Source organism: Enterobacter sp. SA187, assembly GCF_001888805.2.
Classification (GTDB): domain Bacteria; phylum Pseudomonadota; class Gammaproteobacteria; order Enterobacterales; family Enterobacteriaceae; genus Enterobacter_D.
Window position 1 is genome coordinate 3082419 of sequence record NZ_CP019113.1, and the last position, 18503, is coordinate 3100921.

The following is an 18503-nucleotide window of genomic DNA, read 5'->3' on the forward strand; positions in this document are numbered from 1 at the left end:
CAGAGGAAGGGAGATTACCCTTGCCGTAAAGGCCGTCCGTGGTGAGAGAGGCGTCATCCTGCGCCTGTTACTGCATAATATTTATCGTAATTATATGTGCCGGAAATGAGTATAGGCCTCAGATCCGGCAGATACAATAGTAAATTCTTAGCAACCTAATCACTGATTTGTAACATAGTTGCACGGTGAACTATGCAGAGGCGGTTTCAGCATTCGCGTCTGTTACACCATGACGCTGCATCCGGTAACCGGCAGCGGCCAGTAACACGGTGATCAGCATTACGCTGGTGGTGGTCAACAGCGGCGTGCCGATAAGCGCGGACACTACCAGACTGGCAAGGAAACAGAGCCCCAGTTGCAGGGTATTTTGCAACGCCGCCGCGCGTCCGGTCGCCTGCGGGAACGGGCGCAGCGCCTGGGCCACCACAATGGGATAGATGGCGCCGTTCGCCATTGCCATCACGCAGAAGGGCACCAGCAGCGCCGTGAGAGATTGACCCGCCACCAGCCCGGCTATCCAGGTACCCGCCACGCTCAGACCGTAGAACACCAGCAGCCACGGCAGTAACTTTTTACCCTGCCACTTTTGCAGCGCCGCGCGGCATCCATAGCCGCCGATCAGAAAGGCGATGGTTTGCGGTACATAGCTCAGGCCAATGGCCGCCGGGCCGTAGCCCATTTCGCTGAGGATAAAGGGCGAGCCGGTCAGCCAGGCGAAGAAGCTGGCGGAGCAGGCGGCGTAGATCAGCACGTTACCGCGGTAATCCCGGGAACGGAGCAGGGTGGCAAAGGTCAGCGGCACGTCGCTGCTGGTGGTTTTTTTTACCACCGGCTTCAGGCGCAGCGCGGGCAGCATCAGCACCAGCGTAATGACAAACAGCGTCATAAAAATCATTTGCCAGGAAAAATGCGCGAGGATCCAGCTGCCCAGCAGCGGCGCAAGGGCCGGAGAGAGACCCACCAGCGGCATAATGGTGGCGAAGATACGATTAGTGCGGTGCGCCGGATAGTGATCCGTCACCAGCGCCTGCCAGGTGACGGCGGCAGCGCAGACGCCGATCGCCTGGATAAAACGCAGCACCAGCAGCCAGGTGGCGTCGCGCACCCACAGCATGCCCAGACAGCCGACGGCAAAGAGCGCCAGACCGCTTAACAGCACCGGGCGGCGACCATAAGTATCGGACAGCGGACCCCACGCCAGTTGCGCAACCGCAAATCCGGCTAAAAACAGACTCAGGCTGGCGCTGACGGCAGCCGCCGGGGTTTGTAGATCATTCTGAATAACGGCGAAGGCGGGTAAATACATATCTGTAGCCAGAAAGCCCAGTACGCTTAACCCCGCCAGCCAGACTAAAAATCCTTTTCCAGGTTTCATGTCACGTTCTCTTGTTTTGGCAGGTGAGCAGAGCGGCAGAGTGTAGGGAGTGCAATGACGGTTGTGAAACGCTAATATTTGCACATTGCATTCAAAAAATTTGCAGGCAGAACATGTGGTCAGAATATTCACTGGAAGTGGTTGATGCGGTGGCACGAACCGGCAGCTTCAGCGCCGCGGCGCAGGAACTCCACCGGGTCCCATCGGCGGTTAGCTATACGGTGCGGCAACTGGAAGAGTGGCTGGCGGTGCCGCTGTTTGAGCGCCGTCACCGTGACGTGGTGCTTACCCCGGCCGGGCGCTGGTTTTTAAAGGAAGGGCGATCTGTTATCAAAAAAATGCAGATCACCCGTCAGCAGTGTCAGCAGATCGCCAACGGCTGGCGGGGGCAGTTATCCATCGCGGTGGACAATATCGTTAAGCCCGAACGTAGCAGGCAAATGATCGTCGATTTCTACCGCCACTTTCAGGATGTGGAGCTGATCGTCTTTCAGGAAGTATTCAACGGCGTGTGGGACGCGCTGGCGGATGGCCGCGTGGAACTGGCGATTGGGGCGACCCAGGCGGTGCCGGTGGGCGGGCGCTACGCCTTCCGGGATATGGGGAAATTGAGCTGGAAGTGCGTGGTATCCCGTGAACACCCGCTGGCGGCGATGGACGGGCCGCTGAGCGATGACACCTTGCGCAACTGGCCGTCGCTGGTGCGCGAAGACACCTCCCGCTCGCTGCCGAAGCGTATCACCTGGCTGCTGGATAACCAGCGGCGCATCGTCGCGCCCGACTGGGAATCCTCGGCGGCCTGTCTGTCGGCGGGATTGTGTATCGGCATGGTACCGGCGCATTTTGCCAGGCCCTGGCTTGATCGCGGAGAGTGGGTGGCGCTGCCGCTTGAAAACCCCTTCCCGGACGCCGCCTGTTGCCTGACGTGGCAGCAAAAGGACAATTCGCCCGCCTTAAGCTGGCTGCTCGATTATTTAGGAGACAGCGAGACGCTGAATAAAGAGTGGTTGCGGGAGCCAGAGTGACTGGCTCCCGGCAGGCTTAACGGCGGTAGTCGCGGAACGGGCCGTCGGCGACCGAGCGGCGTTCGATGAGACGCGGGTGCACCTCAATGGACTGCGACTCTTCACGCTTGCTGACGATCCTGTCCATCAGCATATTGAAGGCCGTTTCGCCCAGCGAATCTTTCGGCTGGTGAATGGTGGTCAGCGCCGGAGTGAAGAAACGCGCGTTGCGCACGTTGTCATAACCAATCAGCGACACGTCCTGCGGCACGCGCAGACCCATTTCATCAGCCCCGCAGAGCGCGCCCATCGCCATCACGTCGCCGCCGCAGAAGACTGCGGTCGGACGATGCGGCTGGGAGAGGATCTGCTGCATGGCGCGGTAGCCGGATTCCGGCTCAAAGTCGCCCTGCACGATCCAGTTTTCCGGCACCTTAATCAGCGCTTCTTCCATCGCTTTCATAAAGCCCGCCAGACGGCCCGCGCCGGTGTTACGCTCAAGCGGGCCCGGAATGACGCCGATTTCACGGTGGCCACGTTCGATCAGATAACGGCCCGCCATATAGCCGCCTTCAAAAGCGTTATCGATCACCGAATCGGTAAAGTCCGCTTTCGCTTCGCCCCAGTCCATCACCACCATCGGGATATGACGGTACTCTTCAAGCATGCGCAACAGCGGGTCCGGGTATTCAGAACACATCACCATCAGGCCGTCGACGCGCTTTTGCGCCATCATCGACAGATAAGCGCGCTGCTTTTCCAGGTTGTTCCAGGCGTTGCCGAGGATCAGGGTATAGCCCTTCTGGAAGCAGTTTTTCTCAACAGCTTCAATGATTTCGGCGAAGTAGGGCGCTTCGCTGCTGGTCGCCAGCAAGCCAATCGACTTGGTATGGTTAACCTTCAGACTGCGCGCCACCGCGCTTGGGGAATAATGCAGCTCTTTGATGGCTGCCCACACCGCGTTGCGCGTTTCTTCCGCAACAAAACGGGTTTTGTTAATAACATGTGATACGGTTGTAGTGGAAACGTTTGCGCGTTTCGCTACATCTTTAATTGTTGCCATTAGATCTCACTCCAGACCATATCTTAAACTCCTGATACTTCTACAGGTAAACGTTTGCCTTAAAAAACCCTTCGCACAACATTTTCAGGTTGCGATACGCCGGGAAAACAACACAGGACGTCAGGAGGGGTCAGTGGCCGGTACACGAATAAATTTAGCGTGGAATTCTGGCTGATCTTGATGAAAAGGGGAAGTCTAAAAATGGTTATCAATCTAAAACAGAGAAGATTTTTGCGTTTAACTGTGCAAAAATGAGCAATCTCACTTTTTGTGGGGGTTAACAAAGGAGAAAAAATGATGGATAGCAATCTGAAGTATTCGCTGTTTACTACCGTAATCGTGCTCAGCCTGATCGTTGCTGGCGCAATGACTGCCGCTTTTAATTGATCCAGAGCAGGGAGAGCGCTCTCCCTCTCTTTTTCATTCCCGCCGATTGTTATCAAATTTGCAATAATCTTTTGTCACTTCATTAACTTCTGTTTTTTTGTGATTAATGTCATGCTTTTGACTTCACCGCGGGGCGCTCTGTACGCCATCGCATTACTGGAGTCATGTAATAATGAAGATAAATTTTCCCCTGCTGTCACTGGCAATCGGGGCTTTTGGGATAGGTACAACTGAATTTTCACCCATGGGATTGCTGCCGGTAATCGCCCGTGGCGTTGACGTCTCGATCCCTGCCGCCGGCATGCTGATCAGCGCCTATGCGATCGGCGTGATGGTGGGCGCCCCCCTGATGACGCTGCTGCTGTCGCATCGCGCCCGTCGTAACGCGCTGATCTTCCTGATGGCGATTTTCACCCTCGGTAATGTACTGTCGGCCATTGCGCCGGATTACACCACGCTGCTGTTATCGCGCATTATCACCAGTCTTAACCACGGCGCCTTCTTTGGCCTGGGTTCAGTGGTGGCCGCAAGCGTGGTACCGAAACATAAACAGGCCAGCGCCGTGGCGACCATGTTTATGGGACTGACCATCGCCAATATCGGCGGCGTTCCAGCGGCCACCTGGCTTGGGGAAACCATCGGCTGGCGGATGTCCTTCCTCGCCACCGCAGGTCTTGGCGTGGTGTCGATGTTAAGCCTGTTCTTCTCCCTGCCGAAGGGCAGCGCGGGCGTGCGTCCGAATGTGCGCCAGGAGCTGGCGGTGCTGATGCGCCCGCAGGTTTTATCGGCGCTGCTGACCACCGTGCTGGGCGCCGGGGCGATGTTCACCCTTTATACCTATATCTCGCCGGTGTTGCAGGAGCTGAATCACGCCACGCCATTCTTTGTCACCGCAATGCTGGTGCTGATCGGCGTGGGCTTCTCGCTGGGCAATTACCTGGGCGGCAAGTTTGCCGATCGTTCCGTCAGCGGCACGCTGAAAGGCTTTCTGTTGCTGCTGATGGTGATCATGCTGGCGATCCCGCTGCTGGTGAAAAGCGATATCGGCGCGGCCGTGGCGATGGTAGTGTGGGGCGCCGCAACGTTCGCGGTGGTGCCGCCATTGCAGATGCGCGTAATGCGTGTCGCTCATGAAGCGCCGGGGCTGTCTTCGTCCGTGAATATCGGCGCTTTTAACCTCGGCAATGCGCTGGGCGCGGCGGCAGGCGGCGCGGTGATCTCCGCAGGATTAGGCTACGCCGTTGTGCCGGTGATGGGCGCTGTTATTGCGGCGCTGGCGTTGCTGCTGGTGCTGTTTTCCGGGCGCGCCGATGCCCGCCGGGAATGCGTGGCGAACTGATCGTTACTGAGTAAAAAAGAAAAACACCCTGCCAGTCCGGCAGGGTGTTTTTTTTAGCGGACGTTTTTCGGCGTCATCACCCGGCGCGCGCCCACATAATGACGCTGCCAGTAATCTTCGCTAAGGGAAGTGATTTGAATATCCTGACCACTGCGCGGCGACTGGATGAATTTGCCATTGCCAACGTAGACGCCCACGTGATCGGCGGTGCCGCGACCCTGCGTGCGGAAGAACACCAGATCGCCCCGTTCCAGCTCGCCCGGGTTGACCGGCGAGGCATCACGCAGGTGATACATTTCATTGGCGGTGCGCGGGATGCGGAACTTCACCAGATCTTTATAGGCGTAATACACCAGCCCGCTGCAATCAAAGCCGGTACGCGGCGAGGTGCCGCCCCAGTGATAGGGTTTGCCGATCTGATTCATTAATGTCGATAACGCCGCCGTCTGGGCCTTTTTAATGCGCACTTTATGCGCGTCTGCCAGGGTAACCGGCTTGCTGCTTTTCACTTTCACGCAGTGCTGCTTGCGGCCTTTGCGGGTGGTGCACTTTTCCGTAAAGGTAACGGCGGCAATTTTCCCCGGGCTGGATTTGCTTTTGCGTGAGGCGAGGCTGCTGGTTTTAGTACCGGATGAGACGCGTTTTGTTCTGCTGGAGGTTTTTTGACTGGCGGAACTGCTGGATGCTTTTTTAGCTATTTTTTTACTGTTGCCACTGCTTTTCTTTGTTGTCTTTTGGGTCGTGCTTTGCTTCTTACGGTCGCTGGTTTTCGCCAGATGCGTTTTTTGCACGGCAGAGGGCCGTGCCTGTTCAGACGCCTGGCTTAATGGCGCAAACGTCAGCGAAGCAAAAACCAAAGCACAGAGCGTGATCGAGACTTTATTTATCCGCGCCACTGAGCAATCCCCTGATTCGGGCAGGCATGAAATCATGCGTGCGTGTGATTTTCAAAACTCGTCGATTCTAAAGCATAAAATGCTAAAAAGGTAAGAGCCTTTTTGCATCCTTGCGCTGTTTCGTTAACAAGCGCAAAAAAAAGCAGCAATTCAGGGAAGGAAACGGTTAAGGCATGAGCGAATCGTTTCGCGCAAACTGATATTCTTAAGGCATCTTTATCCGACAGACGATAATATAACGCGTGGTGAACAAAATGTTATTTTCCGTGGGTTGTCTGAACCGCTACAATAAGACGACTGTCGTAGAAGAAGTTAAGGAAGCAAGACAATGAGCGAGACCATCGAAAAAATCCAGCGTCAAATCGCTGAAAACCCGATCCTGCTGTACATGAAAGGTTCCCCTAAGCTGCCAAGCTGCGGCTTCTCTGCCCAGGCAGTTCAGGCGCTTTCCGCCTGTGGCGAACGCTTTGCTTATGTTGATATTCTGCAGAACCCGGACATCCGCGCCGAGCTGCCGAAATACGCCAACTGGCCGACCTTCCCGCAGCTGTGGGTGGATGGCGAGCTGGTAGGCGGCTGCGACATCATCATTGAGATGTACCAGCGCGGAGAACTTCAGCCGCTGATCAAAGAAACCGCCGCGAAGTACAAAACCGAAGAGCCGGGGGCTGAATAAGCGCAGGCAATAAAAAAGCACCCTCGGGTGCTTTTTTTTATGGCTGATTTTCGTCGCCAGGCATCGCCATCGGCCAGCCGCCCAGCCGCTTCCAGCGGTTAACGATCTCGCAGAACAGCAGGGCGGTTTGCTCAGTATCATAAAGGGCAGAGTGGGCCTGGGTGCTGTCGAAATCCAGACCGGCGGCGGCGCAGGCTTTGGAAAGTACCGTCTGTCCCAGCGCCAGACCGCTCAGTGAGGCGGTGTCAAAGGTCACAAACGGATGGAAAGGGTTGCGTTTCAGCGAGGCGCGCGCGGCGGCGGCCATCATAAAGCTGTGATCGAAGGTCGCATTGTGGGCCACCATGATCGCGCGGCTACAGCCGCTGTCTTTAATGCCTTTGCGCACCATTTTGAAAATCGCATGCAGCGCATCGTGCTCACTGATCGCCCCGCGCAGCGGGTTAGCAGGATCGATACCGTTGAACGCCAGCGCTTCAGGTTGCAGATTTGCTCCTTCGAACGGCTCAACGTGAAAGTGCAGCGTGCTGTCCGGCATCAGCCAGCCCTCATCGTCCATTTTTAAGGTAATGGCGGCAACTTCGAGCAGCGCATCGGTTTTGGCGTTAAACCCGGCGGTTTCCACATCAATAACAACAGGGTAAAAACCACGAAATCGGCCGCACAGACCGGTGAGTTGAGCGTTATCGGACATCAGGATCTCTTAAGACGGAAAATTGCAGCGCGCATTATGGCAAATTTTACGCAAGGATTATACCGCGCAGAAAGAACGGGCGCGGCGCGCCCGTGGGGGATCAGTTGCCCAGACCGCGACCGGCGTCTTTGGCTTCGATCAGTTCGATTTTATAACCGTCCGGATCTTCAACGAAGGCGATAACCGTGGTGCCGCCTTTAACCGGGCCAGCTTCACGGGTAACATTGCCGCCATTCTGACGGATACGTTCGCAGGCTTCAGCCGCGTTATCCACTTCCAGCGCGATATGACCGTAAGCGGTGCCCAGCTCATAGCTGTCGACGCCCCAGTTGTAGGTCAGTTCGATAACCGCTTCGTCGCTTTCCGGGCCGTAGCCCACAAATGCCAGCGAGTATTTGTATTCGGTATTTTCACTGGTACGCAGCAGCGTCATGCCCAGCACGTTGGTGTAGAAGTCGATGGAGCGTTGCAGATCGCCAACACGCAGCATGGTGTGAAGTAAGCGCATAATATCCTCTTAATCAGTTGTTTTGCGTTCCGGTCGTAAAGCTTTATGCAGTATAGCGGCGGAGTGTCGCCGCTATCAATCAACGGATCACAGAGTAGGGTAGTCGGTGTAACCTTCCGCGCCGCCGCCGTAGAAGCTTTCCGGGCGCTGCGGGTTCAGTTCCGCTTTGCGTTCCAGGCGCTCAACCAGATCCGGGTTGGCGATATAGTCACGACCAAAGGCCACCGCATCGATAAGCCCTTTGCCGATCAGATCTTCGGCTTTCTCCGGCGTGTAAGCCCCGGCGCCGATAATCGGGCCGTGGAAACGGGCGCGCATTTTTTCACGGAAGGCTTCGGTATAAGGCGCGCCGCCCGCCCAGTCCGGCTCAGACATGTGCAGGTAAGCGATGCCGCGACGGGCCAGCTCTTCGATCAGATACAGCGCATCGGCTTCTTCGTTCGGGCCATTGTCGGTGTTCTGGAAGGTACCGATTGGCGAGACGCGAATACCAATGCGGTCTGCGCCCCACTCGTTACAGACCGCATCCACCACTTCCAGCACCAGACGGGCGCGGTTTTCCACGCTGCCGCCGTACTCATCGGTACGCTGGTTAGCGGAAGGGGACAGGAACTGGTGCAGCAGGTAACCGTGGGCGGCATGCAGTTCGACCAGATCAAAACCGGCTTCGCGGGCGTTGGCGACAGCCTGGCGGAAATCGTTCACGATGCCCGGAATTTCATCGATTTCCAGCGCGCGCGGCACGGAGGTTTCTTCGCGGATGGCGTTGCCATTGGCATCACGCAGGGAAGTACGGGTACCCGCTGCGATGGCAGAGGGCGCGACCGGCGCCTGACCGCCCGGTTGCAGGCTGGTGTGGGAGATACGACCGGTGTGCCACAGCTGTACGGCCATATGGCCATTTTCAGCGTGCACGCCAGCGGTGATTTTTTTCCATGCGGCAATCTGCTCCGGGCTGTGCAGCCCCGGCGCGCCCGCATAGCCTTTTGCCTGGGCGGAAATCTGCGTCGCTTCGCTGATGATAAGACCGGCGCTGGCGCGCTGGCGGTAATATTCGCCCATCAGCGGGGTCGGAATGTCACCTGGCTCAATGCTGCGCAGGCGCGTCAACGGAGCCATAAATACACGGTTCGGTACGGTAATGGCACCCACTTTCAACGGGGTAAATAACGACTTAGACATAACTGCTCCTGAATAGACCGGTCGACTAGTAAAAGTAGAAATAAAAACGCCTGTTATTGTGCAGGCGCTGCGATAACAAATCGGGCATGCGCCAGCGCGCTTTCCAGCGGCACGGCGCTGCGTGACATCTTGGCCTGCAGATTCGCCCCCAGCCACAGGGAATAGAGCACCTGAGCCTGCGTCTGCGCATCGCCGGGAAAATCGAGGCTGCGCTCACCACGGCCTTTTTCCAGCGCATCCGCAATCAGAGCGATCACCTGGGTTGCGCCATTATTCATGGCGGTGCGCATATCCTCTGACAGATCGCACACTTCTGCAGACAGCTTCACCGTCAGACAACCGCTGATAATGCCCTGCTGACGAAACTGCTCCAGCGTATATTCATAATAGGCCAGCACGCGGTCACGGTAATTACCTTCACTGCTGGCAAAATGCTGCGCCAGCCGCGCATGGTAATTTGCGTAATGACGCTCCAGCAGCGCGACGCCGAAGGCTTCTTTCGAGCGGAAATAGTGATAAAACGAACCCTTGGGCACTTCCGCCGTTTTCAGCAGTTCGCTTAATCCCATGCCGGTGAAGCCACGGTGCATACATAACTGCTCGCCGGTGGCCAGCAGATGTTCGCGGGTATCATGTTCAGTGTGTCTGTTCATGACGTCACTGTAATAGACCGTTCGGTCTAATGCAAGACGATTTGCGAAATGCTCCGGTGGCGTCTTCAATGTAATAAACCCTAAACCGGAGGCCGGGCGTGGCAGAGCAACTTGAGTTTTTCCCGATCCAGAGTCCGTGTCGGGGCATTTGTCAGACGGACGAGCGCGGGTTTTGCCGCGGCTGTATGCGAACGCGGGAAGAACGTTTTAACTGGCAAAACATGAGCGATACGCAAAAGCAGACGGTGTTGCGCCTGTGCCGCCAGCGTCTGCTGCGTAAATTACGCGCAAACAAACCGGATGCGCCGGAGGAACCGCAACAACCTTCACTTTTTTAATCGTGCATATGCGTATACTCAGAGCACATTAATTAAAGAGGAAGCGGTTATGGTTCAGCGTATTACCCTTGCGCCGCAAGGCCCGGAATTTTCACGTTTCGTAATGGGCTACTGGCGTCTGATGGACTGGAATATGTCTGCGCGCCAGCTGGTGAGCTTCATTGAAGAACATCTGGATCTGGGCGTGACCACTGTCGATCACGCCGATATTTATGGCGGTTATCAGTGCGAAGCGGCCTTTGGTGAAGCCTTAAAGCTGGCCCCGCATCTGCGCGCCCGCATGGAAGTGGTGTCCAAGTGCGGCATCGCCACCACCGCCCGCGCGGAAAATGCGCTCGGTCATTACATCACCGATAAAAGTCATATCATCGCCAGCGCCGAACAGTCGCTGCGCAATCTGGCTGTCGATCATCTTGATTTGCTGCTGATCCACCGACCTGATCCATTGATGGATGCGGATGACGTGGCGGAAGCCTTCCTGCATCTGCACCAGAGCGGCAAAGTGCGTCATTTCGGCGTGTCAAACTTTACCCCGGCGCAGTTCGCGCTGTTGCAGTCCCGTCTGCCGTTTACCCTCGCCACCAACCAGGTTGAAATTTCACCGGTGCATCAGCCGCTGATCCTTGACGGCACCCTCGACCAGCTCCAGCAACTGCGCGTGCGTCCGATGGCGTGGTCCTGCCTCGGCGGCGGTCGTCTGTTTAATGACGACGCTTTCCAGCCGCTGCGGGATGAACTGGCGCAGATCGCCCAGGAAGTGAATGCCGCCAGCATTGAGCAGGTGGTCTATGCGTGGGTTCTGCGTCTGCCGTCACAGCCGCTGCCGATTATCGGCTCCGGTAAAATTGAGCGCGTACGGGCGGCTATTGAGGCCGAAAACATCCAGCTCAGCCGCCAGCAGTGGTTCCGTATCCGTAAAGCGGCGCTGGGCTACGACGTTCCCTGATCACGGAATAACCTGACTTTCCAGTGAGATCCTTACCCCTGGTTTACACTTCAGGGGTAAATCTGATCAAGGGAGGTTATATGAAGCGTTTTTGTCTCGCGATGCTGGCTCTGTCCGTCTGCGCAGGCGCGCAGGCTGCCAGCCAGGAAGTTACGATGAACCTCGTCACCTCCGGGGGCATCGGTCAGTCCATTGGTACAGTTAAAATCAGTGAAACCGATAAAGGGCTGGAATTTGCCCCCAATCTTAAAGCCCTGCCGCCCGGCGAGCACGGTTTCCATGTGCATGCCAAAGGCTCCTGCGAACCGGCCATAAAAGACGGTAAAGCAGTGGCGGCAGAAGCCGCAGGCGGCCACCTCGATCCGCACGATACCGGCAAGCATGAAGGCCCGGAAGGTAAAGGGCATACCGGCGATCTGCCGGTGCTGGTGGTCAACAATGACGGCAAGGCCACCGACGCGGTGGTGGCGCCACGGCTGAAAAAACTTGATGAAGTGAAAGACAAAGCGCTGATGATCCACGTTGGCGGCGATAATATGTCCGACTCGCCGGAGCCCCTGGGCGGTGGCGGAGCCCGTTACGCCTGTGGTGTCATCAAGTAATCTCTGAAGGTACCACGCCTGCTGCCGGGGCCTGTTCAAGTTGCAGGAGCGCGCAATAGAGCCGCCAGACAATGGAGGCCAGTTCCCGCGCAGCAGGCTGGTGATGCCGGGCCAGCGTATCGCAGATGCGCTGTAGCTCCTCCAGCGTTATCCCCAGCGAAACATGCCGCACGCCTTTTTCACTCATCACGTCACGCAGCAGCGCAAGACAGCGATCCCGCACCCGCGATAGCGGATCGGAGCGGGTTTCCCAGTCGCGCAGCTGCCACACCACATGCGTACAGTTAAGCAGCACCACGCCCCAGCGCAACAGCCAGCGCCTGGACTGCGCGTCTTTACTCTGGCTGAGCTGGCTGACGTGATGATAAACCAGCGACTCGAACTCACTTTCGCGGTAGTGCGGCCGACGGCTTAGCTGATCGATAAACCGCAGGCGCAGGGCGCGAATATGACGATGGCTTTTACGGGCGTCCGATCCGGGACGCAGCACCGCGAATGCCAGCCACGCCATGCCCACGCCGAGTAATTTCCCCAGATCGTCATTCAGAAAATCCGCGAAGTCATACACCGGTGGATTAGTGACGGAAATAAACGATCCCATAAAGACAATCAATTGCCCCCACAGACCGGCGTATTTCGCCATTTGCAGCTTCAGCAGTTGCATGGTGGTCAGCAGCGGAAACAGAAAAAGTAAAAACTGCCAAAGCTCCGAAATTTGCACCATCAGGCCAAACTTCACCGCAAAGCTGAACAGCGACAGTAAAAGCAGCGTGCGCATCAGCAGCGTCAGGGAGCTGAAAGGCGAGGCAACGGCGGAATAGAGCACGCAGCTGATGGCCGCCAGCGTCAGCGCCGAGGCGCCCGCCTCCCACTGCGCGCCGATAGCCCATGCACCAATCGCCACCAGGGTGGCAAAGGTGCGCAGCCCGCTCCAGACGGCTTCCAGATTATCGGTATGACGGGCCAGCGCTGGCGCACGCGGCACGGTGAAAGCGGTGACGGGGCGGGCATGTTCCAGCCGCTGGATCCAGCGACTGCTGGCTAAGTGCAAGCGGCAAAAATAGCGCAGCCTGTCCCAGAAGGCGCGGTGGCGGTAATCGGCATCATCCCGCGGCGCAAGCGGGGCGATAATGCGCGCCACGGCATAAAAATCCGCATCCGGACGCCCGAGGGCGGCGAGCAGCTGTTCCAGCACTGGACGGGTGGCGGCCGGCGCGTCGGGCCAGTTCAGCAGCAGACGCCGCAGGCTTGAGATCACGCTGGTCATGCGTAGCTGTTGATGCAGTAAATAGTTGAGCAGGGCGTTTTGCTGGCGAAAGCGGTAGTGGCTCCAGAACGCCTGAATGCGCAGCAGGTTGAGGGTGAGGATCTGGCCGATGACATTTTCATGGGCGGCGCGAATGGCGTCGCTGGTGTCCGGCTGCCAGATTAAGGCGGCGTGTTCCAGCAGGCGGGCTTGCCTGTTTTTCAGCGCGCTGAGCAGCGCCGTGCCATCCGGGGCGCTCGGCAGGATCATCATCATCATGCCCCCCGACAGGATCCCCACGATCACCTCGCAGACCCGCGACTGGGCGATGTCCCACAGCTCGCCGGTTTCGCTGATATTTATCACCGGAAAGGCGATGATCGCCGCGGTATAACCCGCCAGCTGAAAGGCATAGGCCACGTTATTGCTGTAGTGCGCGCAGGCCCAGGTGCAGTAGCCGATCCAGCCCGCCATGGCGAATAAAAACAGCCAGGGATCGTTAAGGGTATGACCGGCGATCAGCAGCGCGGCCACGGCCCCGAGCAGGCTTCCGGCGATGCGGCCAAGGCTTTTGCTGATCACCCCGCCGACGGTAGGAAAGCTGACGACCGCCGCAGAGGTCATCGCCCAGTAAGGTTCGTCGAGATTAAGCGTATAGGCGACGCTGAGCGCCAGACACATGGCGATACCATTGCGCAGGCCATAGCGCCATTGCGCACGGGTGGCCTTAAACCACGGCAGCGCCTGAAGCAGCCGCACCGTCAGCGTCCGATTGCCACGGTACAGGTGGTGCCGGACACCAGCGTCAGGCCCTGCGGCGGCGCATCGAATTCAATGCGCACCGGCACCCGCTGGGCCAGTCGTACCCAGGGCACGTTCGGTTTCACATCGGCCACCAGACCGCTGTCGCTCTCCACGCTCTGATCGTAGATGGCGCGACCAATACTGGATACGTGACCCTGTAACTTTTGATCGCTGCTGTAGAGCACCACGCTGGCGGGCATTCCCTCGCGGATATGGCGAAGTTTGGTCTCTTCGAAATAGCCGATGACATAAAACGAGTGGCTGTCCACTACCGCGAATACCGGCTGTCCGGCGGTGGCGTAATTACCCACGCGGGCGGAAAGATTGGTCACCCAGCCGTCAACCGGCGAGGTGACCGTCGTTTGCTGTTGCTGCCATTGCGCCTGCGCAAGCTCGGCCTGCGCCGCCGCGACGTCAGCCTGCATGGCTTTGACATTGATATTGGCGGTATCCAGATCTTCGGCGGAAATATAGTTATGAGGCAGATGTCGGCGGCGGCTGGCTTCGTTATTGGCTTTTGCCAGTTCCGTCTGCGCGCGGGCCAGTTGCGCTTCGGCGTTTAAAATGGCGATGCGGTAGGGCGTGTCGTCGATGCGGAACAGCACTTCGCCGGCATGCACAAACTGATTATCCCGCACCTTCAGCGTCGTGATGCTGCCGGACACCTGCGGTGTAACGCTGACCTGTTCGGCGCGGATCTTGCCGTCCCGCGTCCAGGGCGACTGCATGTAATAATTCCACAGCCAGATCCCGGCAGTGATGGCGAGGGCAAGCACCAGCAGCGTGGAGAAGTATTTTAAGGTTTTCATAACGACGTCCACGCAATCAACAGAGCCTGAGCCAGCGCCACTGAAATCACAAATAAAGAGAGATCCATCAGCAGCGGATGCCAGATATCACCGGCATAGATCCAGCCGCGCAGCAGGCGATGGGCGATTAGCCAGAGAAAGAAACCAAGCGCGACGGCATAAAACAACGGCGGGAAATAAACGGATGCGCCGACAATCAGATCCTGGAGGGGCAGGCCAGAGGTGATGAATCTGAGCGTCACGGGCAGGGATCCTGTGCAAAGTGAAGGGGGTAAACCCGGGTTATACAAAAAAGTAACAATAGCGTCTGGTTAACAAGCTTTTAAAAACAACACTATAGGAAAATACGCTAAAGCTTTACATTTGTTTTACCAATATAAATGCTGCACACTATTCTAAAATCAGTATAATAACTTAGCAAGCTAATTATAAGGAGATGAAATTGGAATCGCCATTAGGTTCTGATCTGGCACGTTTAGTGCGCATCTGGCGTGCTTTAATTGACCATCGCCTCAAACCTCTGGAATTAACGCAGACTCACTGGGTAACGCTGCATAATATTCACCAGTTACCTCCCGAGCAGTCGCAAATTCAACTGGCAAAAGCGATCGGCATTGAACAGCCTTCGCTGGTGCGTACGCTGGATCAGCTGGAAGACAAAGGGCTTATATCCCGTCAGACCTGCGCCAGTGACCGTCGTGCAAAACGTATCAAGCTCACAGAGAAAGCCACTCCCATTATAGATGAAATGGAAACGGTGATCAGAAAGACTCGCGGTGAAATACTGTCGGGGATTTCGGAAGAAGAATTGACGCAGCTTATCAGTCTTATCGCCCGGCTTGAGCAAAATATTATTGAATTACATACGCGTGATTAATGATAAAAGCCCTGCATAGCAGGGCTTTTTTATTACCTGGCCGCGTATGAATTAACGCGGAGACGCCGTTACCTGGCCGCCGTTGGTTGCCAGAGCGACACGCTGGCCTGGCGAGAAGCGGGAATTACCCTGTTTCTGCACCACGATAATGCTGTTGCCGTCGTCTTTACGGATTTCCAGCTCTACGCCCTGGGTTTTGTTCATGGAACCCTGCACGCCCTGTCCCGCCACGCCACCAGCGACCGCGCCCGCCGCCGTAGCCAGTGAACGACCTGTGCCGCCGCCGACGGTGTTACCCAGGAAACCACCCAGCACCGCGCCGCCTAACGCGCCGATAACGTTAGAATCATCGCCGCCCTGGATCTGCACCGGACGTACGTTTACCACGGTACCGTAGGTCACACTCTGTACCTGCTTGGCTTCGGATGCCGTATAAACGTCTCCTGAAAGGCTATCGTTGTTCACGCAACCTGCAAGAGTGAAACCAATCAGCGAAACGGCCATTACACGTAACATCATTTATGAATCTCCTGTCCAACAAGAAACGCTCAGGTGAGCATCCGTATAACTAAATTATATGGCATTTAGCCATTGAGGACACAACTTCTGCCAGCTCGCGGTAAATATTGTACCTTTGGCCCGCTTAACTTCGTCTAAACGAAACAAGTGTAACGTCAAATGTCCCCTGACGATAACGCCTATACACAAAAAGACATAAGACTTCATGGTATTAGCGGTCACTTTATGGTGGAGTGTTATGTCTGTTAACTTTTATCCGCACGCAAACAGGAAGGCGTATGAAATCAGGTCGCTACATTGGCGTTATGTCGGGAACCAGCCTGGACGGGGTGGACGTGGTCCTTGCGGCCATTGATGACCGGATGGTGGCGCAGCAGGCGAGCCTGACCTGGCCCATTCCCGTTCCGCTTAAGGAGGCGATCCTGAACATCTGCCAGGGGCAGCAGCTTACGCTGTCGCAGTTCGGGCAGCTGGATACGCAGCTCGGCAAACTCTTTGCAGAGGCGGTGCAGGCACTGATGGTCCAGGAGCAGCTGCGCCCGGAAGATGTGGTGGCGATTGGCTGTCACGGACAAACCGTGTGGCACGAGCCGCAAGGGGAAGCGCCGCATACGCTGCAAATCGGCGACAACAATCAAATCGTCGCCCGTACCGGCGTGACCGTGGTGGGCGATTTTCGCCGCCGGGATATGGCGCTGGGCGGGCAGGGCGCGCCGCTGGTGCCCGCCTTTCATCACGCGTTGCTCGCGCATCCCACAGAACGCCGCATGGTGCTGAACATTGGTGGCATCGCCAATCTCTCGTTGCTGTTTCCGGGGCAGCCGGTGCGCGGTTACGACACCGGGCCGGGCAATATGCTGATGGATGCCTGGATCTGGCGGCAAAAAGGTAAGCCCTATGATAAAGACGCACAGTGGGCCAGCACAGGCAATGTGATCCTGCCATTGCTGCAAAATATGCAACGCGATGCCTATTTTTCCGCCCCCGCGCCGAAAAGCACCGGGCGGGAGTATTTCAACTACGGCTGGCTGGAACGCCACCTGGCGCATTTCCCGGGCGTGGCGGGCGCTGATGTGCAGGCCACGCTGGTCGAGCTGACGGCGATCACCATTGCCGAACAGGTACAACTGAGCGGTGGCGCAGAGCGGCTGCTGGTGTGCGGCGGCGGTGGCCGTAATCCGCTGCTGATGGCGCGGCTGGCCGCGCTGCTGCCGGGTATTGAAGTCTCCACCACCGATGAAGCAGGGATCAGTGGTGACGACATGGAAGCGCTGGCCTTCGCCTGGCTGGCATGGCGCACCGTGGCGGGCTTACCGGGCAATCTGCCGTCGGTGACCGGCGCGTCCGCCGCCAGCGTACTGGGGGCGATATTCCCGGCGAATCCCCGCCATCCACCCCGCACGCGGGCATAATCAGAGTTTCCTGACTCCGCGGCACGCCTCTGGCCGGTAGACTGGTGCGGTAAAGCGAGAGGGTGCAACCCTCTCAGACCGGGAAAGTCTATGGGACAGGTGAATGAAAAAACTGTTAATCGCATGTGTGCCAGTGCTGCTGGCAGGATGTAGTACCTATAACCAGTTTGTCGATCGCATGAACACCGATACGCTGGAATATCAGTGTGAAGAAAAACCGCTGACTGTGAAGCTGAATCATCCCCGCCAGGAAGTGAGTTTTGTGCTGGATAACAAACCGCTTATCCTGACGCAGGGCCTGTCGGCCTCCGGCGCGCGTTACACCGATGGGATCTACGTGTTCTGGTCGAAGGGCGACAGCGCCACCGTGTATCATCGCGATCGCGTGGTACTGGAGAACTGCCAGCTACAAAACCCGCAACGTTGAGATTTCCAGCCGGGCGGCGCACAATAGCGCCACCCGATCACAACGTAGCGAATGCCATGTCAGACCACGATGAACTGCAACATATCGCGCATCTGCGCCGTGAATACACCAAAGGCGGTTTACGCCGCAACGATCTCCCCGCTGAACCGATAGCGCTGTTTGAGCGCTGGCTGGGCCAGGCCTGCGAAGCAAAACTGGCCGATCCCACCGCCATGGTGGTAGCCACCGTCGATGAAAACGGGCAGCCTTACCAGCGCATTGTGTTGCTGAAACACTATGACGAAAAAGGCTTCGTGTTTTATACCAACCTCGGCAGCCGCAAGGCGCAGCATATCGAACGCAATCCCCGCGTAAACTTACTTTTTCCCTGGCATATGCTTGAGCGTCAGGTGATGGTCACCGGCAAAGCCGAACGCCTGTCGACGCTGGAAGTGGTGAAGTATTTCCACAGCCGCCCCCGCGACAGTCAGATCGGCGCCTGGGTTTCGCAGCAGTCCACCCGCATTTCCGCCCGGGGCATCCTCGAAAGCAAGTTTCTGGAACTGAAGCAGAAATTTCAGCAGGGAGAAGTGCCGCTGCCGAGCTTCTGGGGCGGTTTCCGCATCAGCATCGAGCAGATGGAATTCTGGCAGGGCGGCGCGCATCGTCTGCATGATCGTTTTTTATACCAGCGGGAAAATGACGCCTGGAAAATTGACCGTCTCGCGCCCTGATCGCTAAAAATGTTGTGTTAAGCGCTGGTGCTC

General features: G+C 57.1%; 22 protein-coding genes. 11 read left to right on the plus strand and 11 right to left on the minus strand.

Annotated features, from left to right (window positions below; all coding sequences use genetic code 11):
- Nucleotides 1-190: 190 nt before the first annotated feature.
- Nucleotides 191-1375 carry a purine nucleoside transporter PunC gene (gene punC, locus BMF08_RS14740; protein ID WP_072568297.1) on the minus strand — a complete coding sequence of 395 codons (1185 nt, stop codon included), beginning with the start codon at nt 1373-1375 and terminating at the stop codon, nt 191-193.
- A 113-nt stretch (nt 1376-1488) separates the two neighbouring features.
- Between punC and punR the strand changes: the two genes are divergently transcribed.
- The gene (punR, locus tag BMF08_RS14745; protein ID WP_072568298.1) at nt 1489-2400 is read left to right on the plus strand and encodes a DNA-binding transcriptional activator PunR; all 912 of its coding nucleotides are present in this window, start codon (nt 1489-1491) and stop codon (nt 2398-2400) included.
- 16 nt (nt 2401-2416) lie between these two features.
- On the opposite strand, the gene purR is transcribed toward punR, so the two are convergent.
- Nucleotides 2417-3442, minus strand: coding sequence for an HTH-type transcriptional repressor PurR (purR, locus tag BMF08_RS14750; RefSeq protein WP_072568299.1), 1026 nt, complete (start codon nt 3440-3442; stop codon nt 2417-2419).
- Between the two features lie 294 nt (nt 3443-3736).
- Here purR and cydH point away from each other — a divergent pair, with 294 nt between their 5' ends.
- Nucleotides 3737-3829 (plus strand): cytochrome bd-I oxidase subunit CydH, encoded by a 93-nt coding sequence (cydH, locus tag BMF08_RS21175; protein ID WP_199775924.1) that lies wholly within the window; start codon nt 3737-3739, stop codon nt 3827-3829.
- A gap of 172 nt (nt 3830-4001) precedes the next feature.
- Complete coding sequence (locus BMF08_RS14760) at nt 4002-5168, plus strand: MFS transporter (protein ID WP_072568300.1); 1167 nt, start codon at nt 4002-4004, stop codon at nt 5166-5168.
- Nucleotides 5169-5221: 53 nt separating this feature from the next.
- Here BMF08_RS14760 and BMF08_RS14765 read toward each other — a convergent pair whose 3' ends face one another.
- On the minus strand, nt 5222-6064 hold the full coding sequence (locus tag BMF08_RS14765) for a C40 family peptidase (protein WP_072568301.1): 843 nt from the start codon (nt 6062-6064) through the stop codon (nt 5222-5224).
- Between the two features lie 328 nt (nt 6065-6392).
- Here BMF08_RS14765 and grxD point away from each other — a divergent pair, with 328 nt between their 5' ends.
- Complete coding sequence (gene grxD, locus BMF08_RS14770) at nt 6393-6740, plus strand: monothiol glutaredoxin 4 (protein WP_072568302.1); 348 nt, start codon at nt 6393-6395, stop codon at nt 6738-6740.
- 37 nt (nt 6741-6777) lie between these two features.
- Here the strand turns inward: grxD and rnt are convergent, their stop codons facing one another.
- From rnt to BMF08_RS14790, 4 genes are all read right to left on the minus strand, one after another.
- Nucleotides 6778-7434, minus strand: a complete 657-nt coding sequence (gene rnt / locus BMF08_RS14775) for a ribonuclease T (protein ID WP_072568303.1) — start codon at nt 7432-7434, stop codon at nt 6778-6780.
- A gap of 100 nt (nt 7435-7534) precedes the next feature.
- Nucleotides 7535-7942: a lactoylglutathione lyase gene (gene gloA / locus BMF08_RS14780; RefSeq protein WP_072568304.1), complete on the minus strand. Its 408-nt coding sequence runs from the start codon at nt 7940-7942 to the stop codon at nt 7535-7537.
- A gap of 87 nt (nt 7943-8029) precedes the next feature.
- Nucleotides 8030-9124, minus strand: a complete 1095-nt coding sequence (locus tag BMF08_RS14785) for an alkene reductase (protein WP_072568305.1) — start codon at nt 9122-9124, stop codon at nt 8030-8032.
- A 53-nt stretch (nt 9125-9177) separates the two neighbouring features.
- A complete protein-coding gene (locus BMF08_RS14790) occupies nt 9178-9777 on the minus strand; it encodes a TetR/AcrR family transcriptional regulator (protein WP_072568306.1) in 600 nt (199 codons plus the stop codon).
- A gap of 98 nt (nt 9778-9875) precedes the next feature.
- Here BMF08_RS14790 and BMF08_RS14795 point away from each other — a divergent pair, with 98 nt between their 5' ends.
- The 3 genes from BMF08_RS14795 (at nt 9876) to sodC (ending at nt 11663) form a co-directional block, all read left to right on the plus strand.
- Nucleotides 9876-10115, plus strand: a complete 240-nt coding sequence (locus BMF08_RS14795) for a DUF1289 domain-containing protein (RefSeq protein WP_072568307.1) — start codon at nt 9876-9878, stop codon at nt 10113-10115.
- Between the two features lie 49 nt (nt 10116-10164).
- Nucleotides 10165-11061, plus strand: coding sequence for an aldo/keto reductase (locus BMF08_RS14800; RefSeq protein WP_072568308.1), 897 nt, complete (start codon nt 10165-10167; stop codon nt 11059-11061).
- Nucleotides 11062-11141: 80 nt separating this feature from the next.
- Nucleotides 11142-11663 carry a superoxide dismutase [Cu-Zn] SodC gene (sodC, locus tag BMF08_RS14805; protein WP_072568309.1) on the plus strand — a complete coding sequence of 174 codons (522 nt, stop codon included), beginning with the start codon at nt 11142-11144 and terminating at the stop codon, nt 11661-11663.
- On the opposite strand, the gene BMF08_RS14810 is transcribed toward sodC, so the two are convergent.
- Genes BMF08_RS14810 through BMF08_RS14820 form a run of 3 tightly spaced genes read right to left on the minus strand, consistent with a single transcriptional unit; the run spans nt 11656 to nt 14764 of the window.
- Nucleotides 11656-13668 (minus strand): FUSC family protein, encoded by a 2013-nt coding sequence (locus tag BMF08_RS14810; protein WP_234007183.1) that lies wholly within the window; start codon nt 13666-13668, stop codon nt 11656-11658. The genes sodC and BMF08_RS14810 overlap by 8 nt on opposite strands.
- 2 nt (nt 13669-13670) lie before the next feature.
- Entirely contained in the window at nt 13671-14522 is an 852-nt protein-coding gene (locus BMF08_RS14815) for an efflux RND transporter periplasmic adaptor subunit (RefSeq protein ID WP_072568311.1), read from the minus strand.
- Nucleotides 14519-14764 (minus strand): DUF1656 domain-containing protein, encoded by a 246-nt coding sequence (locus BMF08_RS14820; protein WP_072568312.1) that lies wholly within the window; start codon nt 14762-14764, stop codon nt 14519-14521. Before BMF08_RS14820 ends, BMF08_RS14815 begins: the two co-directional genes overlap by 4 nt.
- A 194-nt stretch (nt 14765-14958) precedes the next feature.
- Between BMF08_RS14820 and slyA the strand changes: the two genes are divergently transcribed.
- A complete protein-coding gene (gene slyA / locus BMF08_RS14825) occupies nt 14959-15399 on the plus strand; it encodes a transcriptional regulator SlyA (protein ID WP_072568313.1) in 441 nt (146 codons plus the stop codon).
- Between the two features lie 51 nt (nt 15400-15450).
- Here the strand turns inward: slyA and slyB are convergent, their stop codons facing one another.
- Nucleotides 15451-15918, minus strand: coding sequence for an outer membrane lipoprotein SlyB (gene slyB, locus BMF08_RS14830; RefSeq protein ID WP_072568314.1), 468 nt, complete (start codon nt 15916-15918; stop codon nt 15451-15453).
- Between the two features lie 278 nt (nt 15919-16196).
- Between slyB and anmK the strand changes: the two genes are divergently transcribed.
- The 3 genes from anmK (at nt 16197) to pdxH (ending at nt 18470) form a co-directional block, all read left to right on the plus strand.
- A complete protein-coding gene (gene anmK / locus BMF08_RS14835; protein WP_072568315.1) occupies nt 16197-17330 on the plus strand; it encodes an anhydro-N-acetylmuramic acid kinase in 1134 nt (377 codons plus the stop codon).
- A gap of 103 nt (nt 17331-17433) precedes the next feature.
- On the plus strand, nt 17434-17757 hold the full coding sequence (gene mliC / locus BMF08_RS14840; RefSeq protein ID WP_072568316.1) for a C-type lysozyme inhibitor: 324 nt from the start codon (nt 17434-17436) through the stop codon (nt 17755-17757).
- Nucleotides 17758-17813: 56 nt separating this feature from the next.
- A complete protein-coding gene (gene pdxH, locus BMF08_RS14845) occupies nt 17814-18470 on the plus strand; it encodes a pyridoxamine 5'-phosphate oxidase (RefSeq protein ID WP_072568317.1) in 657 nt (218 codons plus the stop codon).
- Nucleotides 18471-18503 lie beyond the last annotated feature (33 nt).